This window comes from Acinetobacter sp. ANC 5045 (genome assembly GCF_004331005.1).
Taxonomy (GTDB): domain Bacteria; phylum Pseudomonadota; class Gammaproteobacteria; order Pseudomonadales; family Moraxellaceae; genus Acinetobacter; species Acinetobacter towneri.
This window is the reverse complement of sequence record NZ_SJNS01000028.1, coordinates 1-17,950: the sequence shown is the minus strand read 5'-3', so window position 1 is coordinate 17,950 and position 17,950 is coordinate 1. Positions and strand designations below refer to the sequence as shown.

Genomic DNA, 17,950 nt, shown 5'->3' with positions numbered 1-17,950 from the left:
TGCTGATTTGGCCACGACCGGCATGGGCTAATGCAGCGGGACCTTGAGCTTTGTATTTCTGCAGTAAGCGTCTGATCTGACGTTCTGAAATATGAAGTAGCTGAGCAGCCTGGGATTGAGTTATGCGTTGATCGCAGATTTCCTGCAAGACCGACAATCGTTTAAGTTCTTTATCCGACATAGACACCAACATATCAAACCGTCCGCTAACGAAATTGCAAAAGTGCATATTCTAAAAGCGGACATTTTTACTTTGGAGAAACCGGACATTTCTATTTTGGAGTTACATTTACACCCTCATTTATATAGTGTTATGACAACTATTTCATTTTATGCTTAGATCTAAATTTTATGAATGTGAGTTATCACAGGTTAGGATTTTTCATTCAACTATAGCCATAAAATAAGGAAAACCTAAAATGGCAAATTCATGGGGAATACCAAAGCACATAGAAGATGCGGTCTTGGAGCGAGACCTGTGCTGTGTATATTGCGGCAAAAAGTTTGGCACTGAAAGAGCCAATAAGAAGTCTTGGGAACACATTATCAACGATATAAGAATTACAACCTTATCCAATATTGCATTGTGCTGTGTTGGCTGCAATGCATCTAAAGGCAATAAAGACTTAGCAACTTGGTTCCATTCTGAGAATGCTCGAAAAAGAGGCGTCACCACTGAGACAATTGCAGATGTCATCAAAGTAGCTTTAGATAGTTAATAAAGCTTTTAAAATACTACAAGCCCTATAAGACACCCGATCAATCACATTTGATGTTGTATTGATCTAATAATTTAAGCTTAGCATCTGATTACCATGAGTACCAATGAAAAATCAGGTACTCATTTGGGTACTCATTTTCCAAAGTGACCACCTGAATTGTGGCTAATGGAATCATTAAGACTGGAGCTAAAAAATGGCACAACCCATTAATATACAGACAATAAAAAACCCTCAAGTCCTAATATGCTTGAGGGCTTTTCCTTTATATGGTCCCGAGGGTCGGACTCGAACCGACACGTCATCTCTGACAGCGGATTTTGAGTCCGCCGCGTCTACCAATTTCACCACCTCGGGTAGGTGTTGATGGGTATAATAAACTTTTTTGACAGCTTGTCAACGCAAGTTTTTTGCAATTGTTTAAAATTAAATCAGCTGTCATTTTTTTGATTTATAATCGACCAATTTCATCCATAAAACCTAAAAAAGCATATACTAGGCGCAGTTTTCCCAGTATTCTAACTTGTTTTTATCATGCAGCTTTCTGACTTTAATTTTAATCTCCCCGATGAACTCATTGCTCGTTACCCGCTAGCCAGTCGTAGCGCCTCTCGTCTGCTGCATCTTGATGCTCAAGGTCAGTATCATGACCATCAATTTACCGACTTACTGAATTTACTCGAAGCGGGCGATTTACTGGTACTTAACGATACCAAAGTCATGAAAGCGCGTCTTAAAGGTAAACGTGCCACAGGCGGTGCAGTGGAAGTCTTGGTAGAACGTCTGCAAGATCAATTTATTGCCCATTGCCATATTAAAGCCAGCAACTCACCAAAAGCAGGTGCAGAACTGTTTATTGGGCCTGATGCTGTAAAAGTGACCGTACAAGGTCGCCATGAAAACTTATTTATTGTCGAGTTTTCGCAGCCTATTTTAGACGTATTGGATGCCTACGGTCAGTTGCCGATTCCACCCTACTTTAACCGCGAAGCAGAAGCGATTGATACCGAGCGTTATCAAACCGTATTTAACGACCCAACAAAACTCGCTAGTGTTGCCGCACCCACTGCCAGCTTGCACTTTGATGAAGCCTTACTGCAACAGCTAGCAGATAAAGGCATTCAAAAAACCTTTGTGACCTTGCACGTGGGCGCAGGTACATTCCTGCCTGTACGTACCGATGATATTGCCAATCACATCATGCACAGTGAATGGTGTGAAGTTTCTGAAGCTGCCGTAGCGCTGATTCGTGAAACCAAAGCACGAGGCAACAAAGTTATTTCAGTGGGCACAACTGCCACCCGTGCCGTGGAAAGTGCAGCTCAAGCCCATTCAGGCGAACTTGCGGCTTGGTCGGGTGATACGCAAATTTTTATTTACCCAGGTTATCAGTTTAAAGTGGTGGATCGTTTGATTACCAATTTCCACTTGCCTGAATCCACCTTATTAATGTTGGTATCTGCGCTTTCAAGCCGTGAAAATGTCATGCAGGCTTATCAACATGCTGTGGCTGAACGCTATCGTTTCTTTAGTTATGGCGATGCCATGCTGATTGATCAAGCTCAGACTTAATTTTCAAACTGTAAAAGAAACCGCCATGCCGCTCGATACCGTGCAACACTCCATTCATATTCGACGCAAGAAGAATCAACGGGTATTTCGTAATATCGCGCGGTTATGGGATATTGGAAAAAAAGCACAAAGCCATCAAGATATTTTAGATGGCTTACACCCTTGGCAAGATGACATCACCCTCAAGTTTGAAAATGTTTTGCCTGTCCTGCTTGGCATTATAGGTGTGTTGTTCTGTTTATTACTTTTGATTCAACCGAGTAATATTTGGCTGCAATTTTGTTTGCTGATAGGTGTAGTCTGTATTTTTTGGGCATTTATTACCTATGAACAAGATGATCCCATTGAAGAAGTCATTGCTTTTTTAGAACAGGAAAGCATTGCACAACGCTACCAACTGGCATGGCAGCAACCACCACAGCACCTCGCCAAAACCTTGCAACCCATTTACTTTATCGCCCATTTAAAAGCGATGTTCCCCTTATTTCATTTGGGTAATCTTTCCAATGACATTACCCGTTATGCCAGTACAATTTGGCTTGATCAACAGGGCAAACAACATCAGGTTCTGCTTTTTGAATATCGCTATGTCAGTGAAATACGCATTAAAGACAAAAATGGCAATGATTATAAAGTCAAAGAAGTGGTGCGCTATTTATCGGGTGTCTTTGTCTTTGATGTGAAAATTCAAGGTTTAGCCATTAGCACCAATAAAAAAACTTTTGGTGCGCCCTACCATGTACCATGGCATACCAGTGACATCCGACTGAATCAAAAACTCAATTTCTTTGGTAGTGATGCGATTCAAATGGCGCGCACACTCAGCCCCGCTCTGGTGTTAAAAATGGATGATTTTTTCCAGCATCAGCAAGGGGATTTATTGTTTCACCCTGAACGACACACCTTATGTTTTTTAGGCAGCAAAAATCTGTTTGAAATTTCCAGTAAAGCAAAAAATATTCAAGATATTTCAGCATTACGTGGACACTTACGCACTTTTAAATTACCTTATTTGGAACAATTACAAACCGATTTAGTTGATTTTCTTGAATAAGAAAATGGTCTTGGGGCAACACTATGGGCATCGCAATTTTTCTTTTGGTCGTTATTGCTATCATCTTGATTGTTATAACGATTCGCAACAATATCGTGCGTCATTTCAATGCCACCATTCGTGCATGGGCAGATGTCACCAGTTTTGAACGTCAAAAATTAAAAACTTTGGAAGAACTTGCACCTGTGGTTGAGCAATATGCAGGCATGGAAAAAGGAACTTTAGAAAAAGTGACCGAACTGCGCCAGAACATCATGAACTTAAATATCAATAATGCCGATGTTGGTCAGTTACAACGTGTTGAAGCCTTAAGCAAAGAGTTAATGCGTGGCTTAAATGTTGTGGTAGAAAATTACCCTGAACTCAAAGCCGATCAACTGTATTTAAAAATGATGCATGAAATTGACGAGCAAAATGAAAATGTGGGCGCTGCGATTACCATTTATAATCGCAATGTAGAGTTATTTAATAATTACATTCAGGTCTTTCCAAACAACATAATTAATACCGCAACGACTGCCAAAAAGCCTGTTCGTGCGTTTCGTGACAATAGTGCAGCACAAAGTTTTGATTATCGTCCAAACTTTTAAGCCATTTAATTCTAAGCCGCTCCTTTGAAATTATTTATAAAAACAGCAAGCACGAAGCTTGCTGTTTTTTCAGATTTCGACTAAACACAAGACTGTGTCAGATACTGCACCTGATTACGTCCTTTGTTTTTTGCCAAATACAACAATTCATCGGCTGAATGCAGAAAATCGACCACATTGTGATACTGCTGATTTTGGTGATAGCTATTTACACCAATACTCACAGTAACTTGGGTCGTCTCCCCTGTCTTGGTATGTGGAATTTCCAGCGCATATACTGCCTGTCTAAAGTTTTCAGCAAGTTGTACAGCATCTGCCAATGGTGTTTCAGGCAACAGCACCACAAACTCTTCACCACCAAAGCGTGCGACAAAATCAGATGCACGAGAAAAATGCTGCTTCAACAATTGCGCCACGCTAATTAAGCAGTGATCCCCCTGCAAATGACCATGTTCATCGTTATATTTTTTAAAATGGTCAATATCGATGAATAAAAGCGACAAAGCACGCTGCTTTCGTGTTGCGCGTTTAAACTCATTTTCAATGCGCTCACTTAAGGCTTTACGATTGGCAACCAAGGTCAGCGGGTCTTGTAAGCTCAAAGCCAGATTTTTGCGACTCAACGCTTCGAGTTCCAACTCCATTTGTTTACGCGCAGAAATATCAAACATAAACCCAATAATCGCCACAGTTTCGTTATTTTCACGAATCACATGCACCACATCACGAATCCAGACATAATCTCCTGTAGCGGTTAAGGCACGATAATCCGCTTCGTGGTCTGTGCCTTGATCGGACAGACTCACACACATATTCACGGTCTTGTCCCGATCTTCAGGATGCATCCGATCAATCCAATCTTGTGCAGTTTTCCAGCTGTCTTGCGTCCAACCCAGTAAAGACTCAATTTGTGGGCCAATATAGCTAAAAGCTTTGGTTTTCCAGTTAATCTGCCACGGAATTGCATTCGTGGTTTCCAAAAGTGTTTTATAGAATTGGTCTTCTTTTAGTGCACTGTTTAATTCACTCATAGCCCACCTCTATGAATTGATTTTAATTACAATTTAACAACTTAAGTGAGCTTTGACTACAATTTGTTTTGTCTTATTGACATTTTTCTCAGCTTTGACACAATCATGAGGTTGAGCAAAATATAAACAACAATTGCTCAAAACATAAATCCCAAAATAAAAAGTAAGCCGATAAAATGTTAGAACATATTCAGAACCTGAAAAACACCCTCATTCAAGAGTTTTTCCAACTCTATGAGCAATATGAACAAGACCAAATTTATGCCTGTGTACTGGTCTTTAATGAATATCTTGAGGTCGATTATTTAGCTGTTTCAAGCCAACGCAGCCTGTTTAATGAACAGGAAGATGAAGCACAATATTTATCTGAAGTAAATAAATGGAATATAGAAAAATGGCGTTATCGCACTCAAGCCAACAATTCTAGCGGTCTGCATCAATTTAAAAATATTTTTGCAGATTATTTTAAACAGCGACATATCTATGGCAATCCTCTGCTGAATTCCAATGACACGCTGCAATACAACCATCTTGAACTTTTACTGGATATATTTCAGCAGGCTAAACAATCTTTATCGGGCGCTTATGGCTTAGATTTAAGCCAAATTCTGTTTTTTATTCATGTGCCCAAACAGGTCGATGTAGAAATCCACTCAGCGCAATTTCTAAACGCTCCAAGTGCTTTGCTCGATGAATTCCTGCACAACAAAGCGCCTCAAACCACGATGGAACAATCCACCGCACAACCCAAGCTCAAACTACAACAAGTGGATAAAGACTTGCTGATTGATCTGGCACAACTTTTAGAAGTGGAACCGTATGATTATTTGAGCATTGCACATGAAGCCTATTTGCTCACATTAGAACCGAGTTTTATTGACAGTAATTTATATATTCAGCGTTTAATTCAGCACGTTGCTGCAATGGACAACCATGAACAAGGGGAGTTTGCCTTACATAAAGAAGAAATTACCCAACGTATTCAGCAATTTTACGCCATGTAAACGCAGTGGATTTAAACAAAATATTTACTCGCAATTTTTACCAAGGAAAACGTATCTCAACTGGCAATTCCGTGCAGAATCTAGGAAAATAGTGCACTTTTAGCATGAACAATCAGCGAACTGTTTTTTCGCCTTGATTTGGAACATATATGAAGTTTGAGAAATTAGGTCAGTCGGGGCGCGCCCGTCGTGGTCGTTTAACACTTGCTCATGGTGTGGTAGAAACCCCTGTGTTTATGCCTGTGGGGACGTATGGCACAGTCAAAGGCATGCTGCCACGCGATATTGAAGAAATTCAGGCACAGGTTATTTTAGGCAATACCTTTCATTTATATTTGCGTCCAGGGCTAGAAGTGATTCAGCAACACGGCGGTCTACATGAATTCATCAAATGGGATAAGCCTATTTTGACTGACTCTGGTGGCTTTCAGGTGTTTAGCTTAGGCGCAATGCGTAAAATTAAAGAAGAAGGTGTGACCTTCCGTTCGCCTATTGATGGCTCAAAGGTTTTTCTTTCGCCTGAAATCTCGATGGAAATTCAAAAAACTTTGAACTCTGACATCGTGATGATTTTTGACGAATGTACGCCTTATCCTGCAACGCATGAAGAAGCACAAAAATCTTTGCAATTGTCTTTACGCTGGGCAAAACGCTGTAAAACACATCACCATGATGAGCTACAAAACAGCAACGCGCTGTTCGGGATTATTCAAGGCGGTATGTACGAAGATTTACGTGTTGAATCTTTAAACGGCTTACTTGAAATTGGTTTTGATGGTTATGCCATTGGCGGTCTTTCGGTGGGTGAACCGAAAGAAGAAATGATCAAAGTACTGGATTATTTGCCAGCTAAAATGCCAGAAGATAAACCACGTTATTTGATGGGCGTCGGCAAGCCAGAAGATATTGTGGAAGCAATTCGTCGTGGCGTCGATATGTTCGACTGCGTGATGCCAACCCGTAATGCGCGCAATGGTCATTACTTTGTAACCGATGGCTTGGTGCGTATTCGTAACAGTAAGTATCGTCATGACCAAAGCCCGCTCGATCCGCATTGTGATTGCTATACTTGCAAGAACTTTACCCGCGCTTATTTGTTTCATTTAGAAAAATGTGGCGAAATGTTGGGGTCAATGTTGGGCACTATTCATAACTTACGTTATTACCAACGCTTTACCCAAGATATTCGCAATGCCTTAGATAACGGCACTTTCGATGAATTTGTACAGGACTTTTATGCCCGTCGTGGCCTAGAAGTACCGCCTTGTCCTGAAGATTAGTCTTTTCAGTATTTGCGCTGAGTAAAAAGACAAGGTAAATTGCAGAACAAACCCAATTTATTATCAGATCACTGATCGCCAGTTTTTAGTTTAGGAAAATGAAATGAGCCTTTTTATTTCGACCGCTCACGCAGCAGGTGAAGCTGCACAACAACCAAGCCTTGTGGCTAACCTTTTAATGATTGCAGTCTTCATTGCAATTTTCTACTTCCTGATTTGGCGTCCACAATCAAAGCGTGCCAAAGAGCATCGTACACTGATTGAAAGCTTGGGCGTAGGCAGTGAAGTGGTATTCGCAGGTGGTCTTATGGGTAAAATCACGAAAATTGAAGGTGATTTTGCAGTGGTAGAGCTGAACCGTGGTGTAGAAGTAAAAGTACAACGCGCGAGTGTCATTTCAGTTCTTCCTGAAGGCACATTAAACAACCTCTAATCAAAAAGAGTCGTGCTCACGCACGACTTTTTCATTTTAAGAAGAAAATAAATGCGTTACCCAGCATGGAAATATCTGCTCATCCTCGTTGTTCTTGTGGTGAGTACATTATATGCCCTGCCTAGCTTGTATCCAGATGAACCTGCTGTTCAAATTTCAGGTGCCAAAGCTGGTACCCAAATTGATCAAAGCATCATACAAAAAGCAGAGCAAATTTTACAATCAGAAAATATTGCCAGTCATGACAACAGCTTTACCAACAATGCTGCATTGTTGCGTTTAGACACCTCAGAAGCCCAACTCAAAGCCAAAGAAGCTTTACGTCGCGGTTTAGGTGATGACTATGTCGTGGCACTGAACCTTGCGCCAACCACACCAGAATGGCTACAAAAAATTGGTGCAAAACCAATGAAACTCGGTCTGGACTTACGTGGTGGTGTGCACTTCTTATTAGAAGTGGATATGGACAAGGCCATCAGCCAGCGTATGGAAACTTCAGCCACCGATTTACGCCGTCAATTGCGTGACAACAAGCTGAAATTTAATAGCCTTTCGCTGAATAACAACACCATCACCCTACAGTTTGCCAATAATGCAGACCGTGATGCAGTGATGGATTTCTTGCGTCGTAACGGCAATGAATACACACAGCAAGCTGTAGCCACCACAGAAGGCTCTAGCTTACGTCTGAACTATACCGATGTCCGTAAACAGGAAATTCAGTCGTATGCGGTCAATCAGAACTTAACTACTTTACGTAACCGTATTAACGAGTTAGGTGTGGCTGAAGCTTTGGTACAAACTCAAGGTAGCAACCGTATTGTAGTGGAATTGCCAGGCGTACAAGATACTGCTGAAGCGAAGCGTGTACTCGGTCGTACTGCGAACCTCGAATTCCGTTTGGTGTCTGACTTAAATGATCAATATATTGATCCGTACACAGGTCAGACTACAGGTACAATACCACCTGGCACAGAAGCGTTTGCCTTTGAATCTTTGGACAGTGGTCGCCAATTATTATTGAACCGCAGCCGTATTTTAACGGGTGAGCGTGTTCAAAATGCGTCGAGTGGTTTTAGCCAAGATACAGGCGGTGCAGAAGTTAACATTACCCTTGATGCTGCGGGCGGTAAACTCATGGCAGATGCGACACGTAACGCTGTGGGTAAACGTATGGCGGTATTGTTTATTGAAAACAAACAACGTATTAGCTATGTGACCGATGAAACTGGCACACAAACTGAAGTACGCACCCCATATACCGAATCTGTCGTCATTAATGCTGCAACCATTCAGGCGGTATTGGGTTCGCAGTTCCGTATTACAGGTCTAGATTCCCCACAAGAAGCCTCTGAATTGGCCTTAATGCTTCGTGCAGGTGCCTTGGCAGCGCCAATGTACTTTGTCGAAGAACGTGTGATTGGTCCAAGCTTGGGTCAAGAAAACATTGATAAAGGCGTATTGTCGACTCAGATTGGCTTCATTTTGGTTGCAATCTGGATGGTGGTGTTCTTCCGTCTGTTTGGTCTGATTGCCAACTTCGCTTTAGTGTTTAACTTAGCCATGATTTTAACCGTCATGTCTTGGATTGGTGCATCACTCACCTTGCCGGGTATTGCGGGTATCGTAATTACCATTGGTATGGCGGTGGATGCCAACGTCTTGATTTGTGAGCGAATACGAGAAGAAATTAAGTGGGGGGCCTCGCCCAAACAAGCCATTGTGGCGGGTTATGACCGAGCGTATAACACTATTTTCGACTCGAACTTAACCACATTCTTGGTGGCATTCATTCTGTTTGCGATTGGTACAGGTCCAATCAAAGGCTTTGCTGTGACGCTCATGATTGGTATTGTCTGCTCGATGTTTACTGCAATTACAGTGACCCGTGCAATTGTACAAATCATCTACGGCAAAAAACGTAACTTGAAAAAGTTGAGCATTTAAGGAGATCACTGATGACTGAGAATACTCAACTGCCTTCAAAAAAATATGGCCGCCCTGATGATGAGCGCGTGATTCCGTTTATGAAGATTGCTTTGCCTGCGGCATTGCTTTCTATTCTATTAACGGTTGCCAGTATCTTCTTCATTGCCACCAAAGGTTTAAACTTAGGTTTGGACTTTACTGGGGGTATTGCTGCAGAACTCAACTATAGCAATCCAGTAAAAGCCACCGATGTTTCTAACGCATTGGTCAAAGCAGGCTTTAACGACCCTGTGGTACAAACGCTTGGTTCAGACCGCGACCTAATGGTACGTATGCCTGTGCAAGAAGATGTTGAAGCAGAAGACTTAACCAAAGCAATTACTGCTGCGGTACAACTACCAAATAACACGGCAACTGTGCCAAAGGTAGATGTGGTTGGTGGTCAAGTCGGTAATGAGCTGTACGTACGTTCTGCGGGCGCTGTAGCTTTAGCGCTGTTATTGATGTTGGTATACGTCACCATTCGCTTTGAATTCAAACTGGCAATGGGTGCGGTACTGTCATTGTTCCACGATATTGTGGTGACACTGGGTATTTTTGCCATGATGCAATGGCCATTTGACCTGACTGTATTGGCAGCGTTATTGGCGATTATTGGCTTCTCACTCAACGATAACATTGTTGTATCTGACCGTATTCGTGAAAACTTCCGTAAAATCCGTGGTGCAACACCACTTGAAGTGGTAAACATTGGGCTGACAGAAACCTTACGTCGTACCATTCACACCTCTATGACCCTATTATTGGTTGTAGTCGCGATGATGCTCATGGGTGGTGATGGTCTGAAATGGTTCTCGATTGCGATGTTTGTGGGTGTCTTTGTCGGAACATATTCATCTATTTACATTGGTACAGCCTTTGCCTTATGGCGCGGTTTGAACCGTCAGGACTTCATTGTTCAAGTCAAACCTGAATTTGAAGGTGAAGAGCAAGAAATTCCTTAATGCATTTCTGCTGACACCAACATTCAAGCCTATCTTCGGATAGGCTTTTTTGTGCCTTAGCATTGCGATATTTACGCTGACGTTGCGATGTTAATGCTGAATAATATGAATCTGTGGAAACTGAAAGCCTACGCAAGATGGCGCTGCTCGCCATGCTACGGTCAACATACAATCTGATAAACGAAAGTTTTGATAGGCAAAATGCCCAATCTGTGGATGATGACAAATGCCGCCCTGTGCATTGGGATGCATACGAGTATCCAACTCATTCAGGCTTAAACGAATCCCTAAACCTGATGCTTTCAGCACTGCTTCTTTAGTTGTCCAGACACGAAACCAATAATCAGCGTCGTGTTCCAAATCTTGCCAGTATTGGAGTTCATTGGGATGAAACGCATGTTGTGCCAAGGCATCGAAACGCACCTTACGGTCTAAGTCCTCGACATCTACGCCAACATCGAGCAATTCAAAACTGCTTACCAAAGCATAATGCTGACGGCTATGACTATGGTTAAACTGCAATTGAGGGAATGCTGTCAAAAATGGCTTGCCATGTGGGTTACGCTCAATATCGCTGTTTTGAATATCGTGTTCTAAGTATCCAGAAAGCAATTGATTCCGATGCCGATAAATAGCCTGTTTTTGCTGTTGAATCTGTTCACTGCTTACAGCACTTGGATCGGGACTAAAAATCTGCTGAATGCGGCTAACATTCACACAAATTTTTTTAGGTGTTTTATTCATCCGCCCTTCTCCATTTTGGCTGAAATACGATAGAAAAAAACCAGCAAACATGCTGGTTTTTTAAAGCGTGCTCGCTTAGCTGCCTTGCACCAAACGACGTGCGCTGATAATCCCTGGTTGCTGCTCTAAACGTGCCAACAAACGAGAAAGTTGCGCCAAGCCTTTAACCTCAATTAACAATTTCATATTGGCGATACCATCACTTTCAGAAATAGTATTCACCTGACGAATGTTAATTTGATCGGCAAAAATCACTTGGGTTAAGTCTTTGAGCAAACCACGGCGGTCATAGGCTTCCACCACAATTTGCACGCTTTGACCACGGGTTGGCTGCATTTCCCAATCGGCTTCTACCGCACGTTCAGGTTCGTTGCCAATCATACGCACATAGTCCGAACACGCCACTTTGTGAATACTCACACCACGGTTCAGGGTAATATACCCCGCAATCGCTTCACCATGCACAGGCTGACAGCATTGTGCGATATGCAGTTCAACGTTATCCAAACCATCAATCAAAATGCCATGTGCCGATAAGGTATGGCTGGCACGTGGGTTCAAGGTTGGCTTCAACACCAGTTCAGGTTCATCCTGATCTAAGTGCATGTGACGATTGACCTGATTAATTAAGGCATGCAGGCTAATATCACCATTCACCAAACCAATCAGAATGTCTTCACCTGTTTTGACGTTAAAGTGATTGCAATAATCATTTAAATCAATACTTTTTGGATGAATCGCCAAACGTGACAGTTCTTTGTTGAGCACTTCACGCCCGACTTCCAGATTTTTACTGCGGTCTTGCTGTCTAAACCAATGACGCAGCTTATCGCGCGCACGTGCTGTTTTAATATAACCTAAAGAATTCACCAACCAATCACGGTTCGGTTCACGGTCTTTTTTGGTTAGAATCTCGACTTGCTCACCTGTTTTTAAGGTATAGGTAAGCGGCACATAGCGCTGATTGACCCGCGCGGCATAGCATTTATTGCCGACTTCGGTATGCACATGATAAGCAAAGTCCAATACCGTTGAGCCACGTGGCAATTCTTTAATATCACCATCACGGCTGAACACATAAATTTTCTCAAAATCTTCAAACTCTTGGATTTGTTCAAAGTTTTCAGAATCGTCATCTTCTTTATGTGCGCTGGCATCGTTACGTTCCTGATAGTGCTCCAAAACAGAACGTAAGGAATGTAAACGATGATTAAACGAATGGTCTGTGGCTTTAGAACCTTCTTTATAATTAAAGTGTGAACATACCCCAAGCTCGGCTTCTTCGTGCATATCTAGGGTACGAATTTGCACTTCAAGCGACTTGTTTTCTGCAATTACGGCAGTATGCAATGAGCGATAACCATTGGCTTTTGGATTGGTAATGTAATCATCAAACTGGTGCGGAATATGCCGCCACAATTGATGTACGATGCCCAAAGAGTGGTAACACTCTGGAATGGTTTTCACCAAAACACGTACAGCACGAATGTCATAGAGCTGATCGAAGCTGAGGTTTTTACTCTTCATTTTTCGATAAATCGAATAAATGTGTTTCACCCGCCCGCTAATTTCGGCATGAATACCATTATTGCCCAGCTCTGTACGCAATTGCTCAATTACGTTTTGAATGTAGTTTTCACGCTCCAAACGCTTTTCATTCAGTAACGTCGCAATTTCTTTATAACGGTCTGGCGCCAAATAACGGAAGGCTAAATCTTCGAGTTCCCATTTCAGTTGGGCAATGCCTAAACGGTGTGCCAATGGCGAGTAAATGGTTAAAATTTCTCGCGCCACACGCTCCTGACGTTCTTTGGAAGCGGTTGCCAACTCACGTAATGAATAGGTACGTTCTGCCAGTTTAATTAGCACCACGCGCACATCTTCCGTCATGGAAATCAGCATTTTATAAATGCCTGTTAAATGTTCACGCTGGTTATTATTAAAATGGTCTTCTAAACGCTTATTTTTCTCAATCAGTTCAGACAACTTACCCATCGACAAGGTGCCTTTGATCAAGCCATAAACTGCTTCACCAAATTCTTCACGCACTTCATCTAACTGCATGACATTTTCACGCACGCTACGATAGAGCATGGCTGCAGACAAAGTGTCTTCATCGACATGCAAGTGCGCTAAAATATTCGCCATCTCAATACCTGTATATAAGGTATGCGATGGATGACTGACGTCTGTTTCCAGCTCTTTTTTCAGGGTGTAATTGGCAACGCGTTCTAATTGTTCAAGTGCCGCCCCATCGTAAATCCCGCGTACTCGGTCTAGCCATTCTGCTAAATCCTGTCGGGCTTGCTCGGCATGTTCTACAGTCGTTTCCTCAGACAGTTCATTTAAACGTCCAGGAAGTTGTTCACGTACTGTGACCATACCCTTCTCCTACCTCTATGTACTTCATATTATAAATCGTTTATTTGCTTTTCTTTCTCAAACAAGGCAATGGATTCAACATGCCCCGTATGCGGAAACATATCCATCACGCCTGCTTTTTTCAATTGATAGCCCTGCTTGACCAATACACCTGCATCCCTTGCGAGTGTGGCTGGATTACAAGACACATAAACGATTCTATCTGCGCCAAATTTGGGCACATAATACATCACTTCCTCTGCGCCTGAACGCGGAGGGTCAATTAATAATGCCTCAAATCCTTGATTTGCCCAAGAATGATGCGAAAAATCTTTTGTTAAATCTTGTGAATAAAACTTAACATTGTCTAAATCATTACGTTGTGCATTCTCTGCACCACGCTGCACCATTTGCTCTGAACCCTCTACAGCAACCACCTTTCCTGTTGCACCTACACAACGTGCAAGCGGCAATGAAAAGTTGCCTAATCCACAAAACAGATCAAGCACCCGATCACCTGATTTTAAGTTAAGCAAATCACATGCCAGCTTAACCATTTGTGGATTAATTGTAGAATTGACTTGGGTAAAGTCTTGGGGATGAAAGCCAAAACTCACATCAAAATCATCTAAACGATAATGCAAACGCATTGCTGCATGCGGATCATCAACCCGATGCAAACTGTCTGGACCTTCAGGCTGCAAATACAATTGCCAGTGTTTCTGTAACGCAAACTGCTGTAACTGGTTGATATCGGCTGCAGATAGTTGTTCTGTATGCCGCACCACCAAAGCAATCTCTTGATCTCCCATCGCCAATTCTATATGACCAATATGGGCCTTGCCTGTTAGACTTTGGAGTAGCTGCTTGATTCGTGTTAACGAACCAAATGCCTGATCCAACACCATACAGCGGTCAATTGAGGTCAGTTTATTGCTATTGCGCTCACGAAAACCGACCACCAATTTGTCTTGACTGGCAATATAACGCACCCCAACACGGGCTTTGCGGCGATAATCTTCACGCTGTGAACGCAAAGGCGCTAACCATTCTTCAGGCTGAATTTGCGCAAAATGTTGCAGATGCGACTGCAACACCTGTTGTTTGAGATGAATCTGCTCATCCAACTGAATATGCTGCATGCTACAACCACCGCAACTCTGATAATGTGGACATTGTGGCGTAACCCGTAATGTCGAAGGCTCACCCAGCACTTCTAGACACTCGGCTTCTTCTAAGCGTTTGTTACTATGCGTAATTTTGGCGCGTACTGTTTCACCAGGCAATGCGCCCTCTATAAAAACTGTTTTCCCCTGCTTCTCGGCTGGATGACCCGACTGAGCTGTGTAGTGTGCAATCCCGCGCCCTTCATGTGACAACGATTCCACCTGAAAGCAATATTCAGCCTGCTGCGTGGTACGGTTTTTACTGCGATGTTTCATATCAGTCTAAATATCGGAAGATGGGGAAGATTGAAAAGGCATCACGGATTCATTTGAAGGCGTGGTGACACTTTGTTCAGGAAAATCTGTACGGGTAAATTCAGTTTGCTGCGAACTGTGCTGCCACACGCTTAAAAAGTCTGCATGCTGCGGCTGAGTATGCAAATATTGAATGGTATGCTGTACCCATAAAGTATGCTCTTCAAGCAGCAATTGCCCTTTGAGCAGCAGCCAACGCAAATAAATCAACCAAGTATTTAAGACATCGCCTTCACAATAACGCGTCAGCCTTGACCATTCGCCGCTTTGCATAAATGCAGGAACATGATAGCCCGCATCTACACGTTTACCCGGAAAACCTAGCAAATACGCAATGTCATCCAACTTTTGAAAATGACGACCATTAAACATTGCCATCACATCCATTAAATCGACATGACGCTGATGGTAACGGTTTTGATAATTGTTATAGCGCTTTTGCTGATCAATCTCGCCCTGATCAAATAAACTTGGTGCAGACAGCCCGTGATACATGGCGCGGAATAAAATCACTGGCAAGTCAAACTGCGAACCGTTCCAACTGACCAAAGTCGGATGACGCTTATCAAAAATAGACAAAAACTTTTTCAGCATTGTCGCTTCGCTGTCATGTTCACGGCTAAAGGAAAACAGCTTCATGCCGTGTTCATCAATCCACAAGCCTGAAATACACACAATTTCATGCAAAGGCAAACGCTGAAAATCGGTTCCTGCCTCTTGGCGACGCAACTTCATTAATGCTTGTTCAAGCTCTGCTTCGGGTAAATCGAGTTGATATAAATGCGCGCCTGACTTCAAATCGGTAACGGTTTCTATATCGAAAATCAGCACAGGTAAACGCATAAAATCTTACTCAATGGGTGATAGAAAAATGAATATCACAATTCAGTATCTTGGACAGAGAACAAACCTGTCGATAAATAACGATCACCACGGTCACAAACAATACAAACAATCACTGCATCTGGATTTTCTTCGGCAATTTTTAAAGCTGCCCATACCGCACCGCCCGATGATGTGCCTGCGCTGATGCCTTCTTTTTGCGCCAGTTTACGCATGGTTTTTTCCGCTTCAATTTGCCGAATATCAATAATACGATCAACACGACTACGGTCAAAAATGGTTGGTAAATATGCTTCAGGCCAACGGCGAATCCCTGCAATACTTGAACCATCTGAAGGTTGTAAACCAATAATTTGAATCTCTGGATTTTGTTCTTTTAAGTATTTAGACACCCCCATAATGGTGCCTGTTGTGCCCATAGAGCTGACAAAGTGGGTAATTTTACCGCCCGTTTGCTGCCAAATTTCAGGCCCTGTGGTCAGGTAATGTGCTTCAACATTATCTGGGTTACCAAATTGGTTCAGCACCAAGCCTTTGCCTTCGCGTTGCATTTGCAAAGCCAAATCGCGCGCGCCTTCCATGCCTTGTGCTTTAGTCACTTCAATCAATTCTGCACCATAGGCACGCATGGCATCTTTACGTTCTTGGCTCATATTGTCAGGCATGATCAGCTGCATTTTATAGCCACGCATAGCTGCAACCATCGCCAAAGCAATGCCGGTATTGCCACTGGTTGCCTCAATTAAAGTATCGCCCGGTTGAATTTCACCGCGTTTTTCTGCCTGCATAATCATGTTGTAGGCAGGACGATCTTTAACAGAACCCGCAGGGTTATTGCCTTCCAGTTTTGCCAAAACCGTTGCCTGCGTATGACTTGCCAAACGCTGCAAACGCACCAATGGGGTTTTGCCCACATAATGATCTAACAAAAATTCATCACTTTGGAAATCTGATTGGGTATCAAGCATGGTCTGCACCAATATCAAGGTGGGCTTATTGTATGAAAATTTGCACCTTCCTGCACGTTTTTCACAGGCTTTTTATCAAAACAGCAATACTCTGCCGACAATTTATGCATCACTCACTGCCTACACAATTCTAGGCAAGATGAACACAATTTCAGATTGTCTTTTGCGGGATGGATGCAAAAAAATGCACACCGATTGATTGCGAGATGCAGCTGAACCACTCGCACCAAACAGATGAAAACACAGTCAGGAGAATTGACATCCTCCCCCCCTTAAAAGAGGGTGATTCCTACAGCTAGACGCTTATGCCCAAGCGCAAGAATGTTTAGAGCTGAGTTTATATCTCGATCATGAACTGTACCACAGCTCATGCACTCCCATTCTCTTATTCCAAGATCTGTCCTACCTTTGGGACTACTTGAGGTGATCTCACCGCAGCACGAACAGATTTGGGTGGTATAGGCTTCTTGGACTTCTTCAAACAATACGCCTGCGTTCTCGCATTTATACTTGAGCATTGTTTTTAGTGCCGAAAATCCTGTATCCAAAACAGTTTTTGCCATTTTGGTTTTTACTAATTTTTTAGCACTCAAGTCACCTACAATAATCAATGCATTTTCATTCACAAGCTTGGTGCTTGCTTTATGCAAATGATCTTTTCGACTATTTGCAATCTTGGCGTGTAATGCACGAACACGCTTCTTATTCCTGGCTCTCTGAGCAATACATAATTTCTGCTCATATTTTCGATAGAATTTTGGATTTGAAATTACAGTGCCATCAGAACAGGTGGCAATATCTTTTAAGCCTAGATCAATACCAATCGATTTGGTTGCTGTCGATTTATCTTGCTTAGGCGATTCAACAACAAGACATACATACCAACGCCCACGGCTATCCTCTACAAATGAACCTGTTTTTAACGTGTATTTGCTTA

General features: G+C 42.5%; 17 protein-coding genes and 1 tRNA gene. 9 read left to right on the top strand and 9 right to left on the bottom strand.

What is annotated here, in order from left to right; all coding sequences use genetic code 11:
* Positions 1 to 181 (bottom strand): helix-turn-helix domain-containing protein (locus E0H79_RS14430; RefSeq protein WP_131262004.1); only part of this gene is annotated, 181 nt, incomplete at its 3' end.
* Between the two features lie 238 nt (positions 182 to 419).
* On the opposite strand from E0H79_RS14430, the gene E0H79_RS14420 reads away from it, so the two are divergent.
* A complete protein-coding gene (locus E0H79_RS14420) occupies positions 420 to 719 on the top strand; it encodes an HNH endonuclease (RefSeq protein ID WP_131262002.1) in 300 nt (99 codons plus the stop codon).
* A gap of 270 nt (positions 720 to 989) precedes the next feature.
* On the opposite strand, the gene E0H79_RS14415 is transcribed toward E0H79_RS14420, so the two are convergent.
* A tRNA-Leu gene (locus E0H79_RS14415) sits at positions 990 to 1,076 on the bottom strand.
* A gap of 177 nt (positions 1,077 to 1,253) precedes the next feature.
* Between E0H79_RS14415 and queA the strand changes: the two genes are divergently transcribed.
* Genes queA through E0H79_RS14400 form a run of 3 tightly spaced genes read left to right on the top strand, consistent with a single transcriptional unit; the run spans position 1,254 to position 3,935 of the window.
* Complete coding sequence (gene queA / locus E0H79_RS14410; protein ID WP_131262001.1) at positions 1,254 to 2,291, top strand: tRNA preQ1(34) S-adenosylmethionine ribosyltransferase-isomerase QueA; 1,038 nt, start codon at positions 1,254 to 1,256, stop codon at positions 2,289 to 2,291.
* Positions 2,292 to 2,316: 25 nt separating this feature from the next.
* Complete coding sequence (locus E0H79_RS14405; protein ID WP_131262000.1) at positions 2,317 to 3,345, top strand: hypothetical protein; 1,029 nt, start codon at positions 2,317 to 2,319, stop codon at positions 3,343 to 3,345.
* 23 nt (positions 3,346 to 3,368) lie between these two features.
* Complete coding sequence (locus tag E0H79_RS14400) at positions 3,369 to 3,935, top strand: LemA family protein (RefSeq protein WP_131261999.1); 567 nt, start codon at positions 3,369 to 3,371, stop codon at positions 3,933 to 3,935.
* A gap of 80 nt (positions 3,936 to 4,015) precedes the next feature.
* On the opposite strand, the gene E0H79_RS14395 is transcribed toward E0H79_RS14400, so the two are convergent.
* Positions 4,016 to 4,966, bottom strand: coding sequence for a sensor domain-containing diguanylate cyclase (locus E0H79_RS14395; RefSeq protein WP_131261998.1), 951 nt, complete (start codon positions 4,964 to 4,966; stop codon positions 4,016 to 4,018).
* A gap of 176 nt (positions 4,967 to 5,142) precedes the next feature.
* Between E0H79_RS14395 and E0H79_RS14390 the strand changes: the two genes are divergently transcribed.
* The 5 genes from E0H79_RS14390 (at position 5,143) to secF (ending at position 10,616) form a co-directional block, all read left to right on the top strand.
* Positions 5,143 to 5,970, top strand: coding sequence for a DUF4303 domain-containing protein (locus tag E0H79_RS14390; RefSeq protein WP_131261997.1), 828 nt, complete (start codon positions 5,143 to 5,145; stop codon positions 5,968 to 5,970).
* A gap of 149 nt (positions 5,971 to 6,119) precedes the next feature.
* Positions 6,120 to 7,250, top strand: a complete 1,131-nt coding sequence (gene tgt / locus E0H79_RS14385; protein WP_004974942.1) for a tRNA guanosine(34) transglycosylase Tgt — start codon at positions 6,120 to 6,122, stop codon at positions 7,248 to 7,250.
* A 103-nt stretch (positions 7,251 to 7,353) separates the two neighbouring features.
* On the top strand, positions 7,354 to 7,683 hold the full coding sequence (gene yajC / locus E0H79_RS14380) for a preprotein translocase subunit YajC (protein ID WP_004974939.1): 330 nt from the start codon (positions 7,354 to 7,356) through the stop codon (positions 7,681 to 7,683).
* A 51-nt stretch (positions 7,684 to 7,734) separates the two neighbouring features.
* The gene (secD, locus tag E0H79_RS14375) at positions 7,735 to 9,630 is read left to right on the top strand and encodes a protein translocase subunit SecD (RefSeq protein WP_131261996.1); all 1,896 of its coding nucleotides are present in this window, start codon (positions 7,735 to 7,737) and stop codon (positions 9,628 to 9,630) included.
* A gap of 8 nt (positions 9,631 to 9,638) precedes the next feature.
* Positions 9,639 to 10,616 carry a protein translocase subunit SecF gene (secF, locus tag E0H79_RS14370; RefSeq protein WP_171458235.1) on the top strand — a complete coding sequence of 326 codons (978 nt, stop codon included), beginning with the start codon at positions 9,639 to 9,641 and terminating at the stop codon, positions 10,614 to 10,616.
* 90 nt (positions 10,617 to 10,706) lie between these two features.
* On the opposite strand, the gene E0H79_RS14360 is transcribed toward secF, so the two are convergent.
* The 6 genes from E0H79_RS14360 to E0H79_RS14335 form a co-directional block, all read right to left on the bottom strand.
* A complete protein-coding gene (locus tag E0H79_RS14360) occupies positions 10,707 to 11,360 on the bottom strand; it encodes a 4'-phosphopantetheinyl transferase family protein (RefSeq protein WP_131261993.1) in 654 nt (217 codons plus the stop codon).
* 75 nt (positions 11,361 to 11,435) lie between these two features.
* Entirely contained in the window at positions 11,436 to 13,742 is a 2,307-nt protein-coding gene (locus tag E0H79_RS14355; protein WP_004974935.1) for a RelA/SpoT family protein, read from the bottom strand.
* 29 nt (positions 13,743 to 13,771) lie between these two features.
* Positions 13,772 to 15,163 carry a 23S rRNA (uracil(1939)-C(5))-methyltransferase RlmD gene (gene rlmD / locus E0H79_RS14350; protein WP_131261992.1) on the bottom strand — a complete coding sequence of 464 codons (1,392 nt, stop codon included), beginning with the start codon at positions 15,161 to 15,163 and terminating at the stop codon, positions 13,772 to 13,774.
* Between the two features lie 6 nt (positions 15,164 to 15,169).
* The gene (locus E0H79_RS14345) at positions 15,170 to 16,045 is read right to left on the bottom strand and encodes a 3'-5' exonuclease (protein WP_004974933.1); all 876 of its coding nucleotides are present in this window, start codon (positions 16,043 to 16,045) and stop codon (positions 15,170 to 15,172) included.
* A gap of 35 nt (positions 16,046 to 16,080) precedes the next feature.
* On the bottom strand, positions 16,081 to 17,013 hold the full coding sequence (cysM, locus tag E0H79_RS14340; protein WP_131261991.1) for a cysteine synthase CysM: 933 nt from the start codon (positions 17,011 to 17,013) through the stop codon (positions 16,081 to 16,083).
* A 272-nt stretch (positions 17,014 to 17,285) separates the two neighbouring features.
* The coding region (locus E0H79_RS14335; RefSeq protein WP_131261990.1) for an RNA-guided endonuclease InsQ/TnpB family protein at positions 17,286 to 17,950 on the bottom strand (665 nt) is incomplete at its 5' end.

Bases quoted from the DNA above. Each gene is read 5' to 3' on its own strand.
- rlmD (WP_131261992.1), bottom strand. From the start codon at position 15,163: ATGAAACATCGCAGTAAAAACCGTACCACGCAGCAGGCTGAATATTGC.
- E0H79_RS14390 (WP_131261997.1), top strand. From the start codon at position 5,143: ATGTTAGAACATATTCAGAACCTGAAAAACACCCTCATTCAAGAGTTT.
- E0H79_RS14400 (WP_131261999.1), top strand. From the start codon at position 3,369: ATGGGCATCGCAATTTTTCTTTTGGTCGTTATTGCTATCATCTTGATT.
- tgt (WP_004974942.1), top strand. From the start codon at position 6,120: ATGAAGTTTGAGAAATTAGGTCAGTCGGGGCGCGCCCGTCGTGGTCGT.
- E0H79_RS14395 (WP_131261998.1), bottom strand. From the start codon at position 4,966: ATGAGTGAATTAAACAGTGCACTAAAAGAAGACCAATTCTATAAAACA.
- E0H79_RS14345 (WP_004974933.1), bottom strand. From the start codon at position 16,045: ATGCGTTTACCTGTGCTGATTTTCGATATAGAAACCGTTACCGATTTG.
- queA (WP_131262001.1), top strand. From the start codon at position 1,254: ATGCAGCTTTCTGACTTTAATTTTAATCTCCCCGATGAACTCATTGCT.
- E0H79_RS14360 (WP_131261993.1), bottom strand. From the start codon at position 11,360: ATGAATAAAACACCTAAAAAAATTTGTGTGAATGTTAGCCGCATTCAG.
- E0H79_RS14405 (WP_131262000.1), top strand. From the start codon at position 2,317: ATGCCGCTCGATACCGTGCAACACTCCATTCATATTCGACGCAAGAAG.
- E0H79_RS14420 (WP_131262002.1), top strand. From the start codon at position 420: ATGGCAAATTCATGGGGAATACCAAAGCACATAGAAGATGCGGTCTTG.
- cysM (WP_131261991.1), bottom strand. From the start codon at position 17,013: ATGCTTGATACCCAATCAGATTTCCAAAGTGATGAATTTTTGTTAGAT.
- secD (WP_131261996.1), top strand. From the start codon at position 7,735: ATGCGTTACCCAGCATGGAAATATCTGCTCATCCTCGTTGTTCTTGTG.
- E0H79_RS14355 (WP_004974935.1), bottom strand. From the start codon at position 13,742: ATGGTCACAGTACGTGAACAACTTCCTGGACGTTTAAATGAACTGTCT.
- yajC (WP_004974939.1), top strand. From the start codon at position 7,354: ATGAGCCTTTTTATTTCGACCGCTCACGCAGCAGGTGAAGCTGCACAA.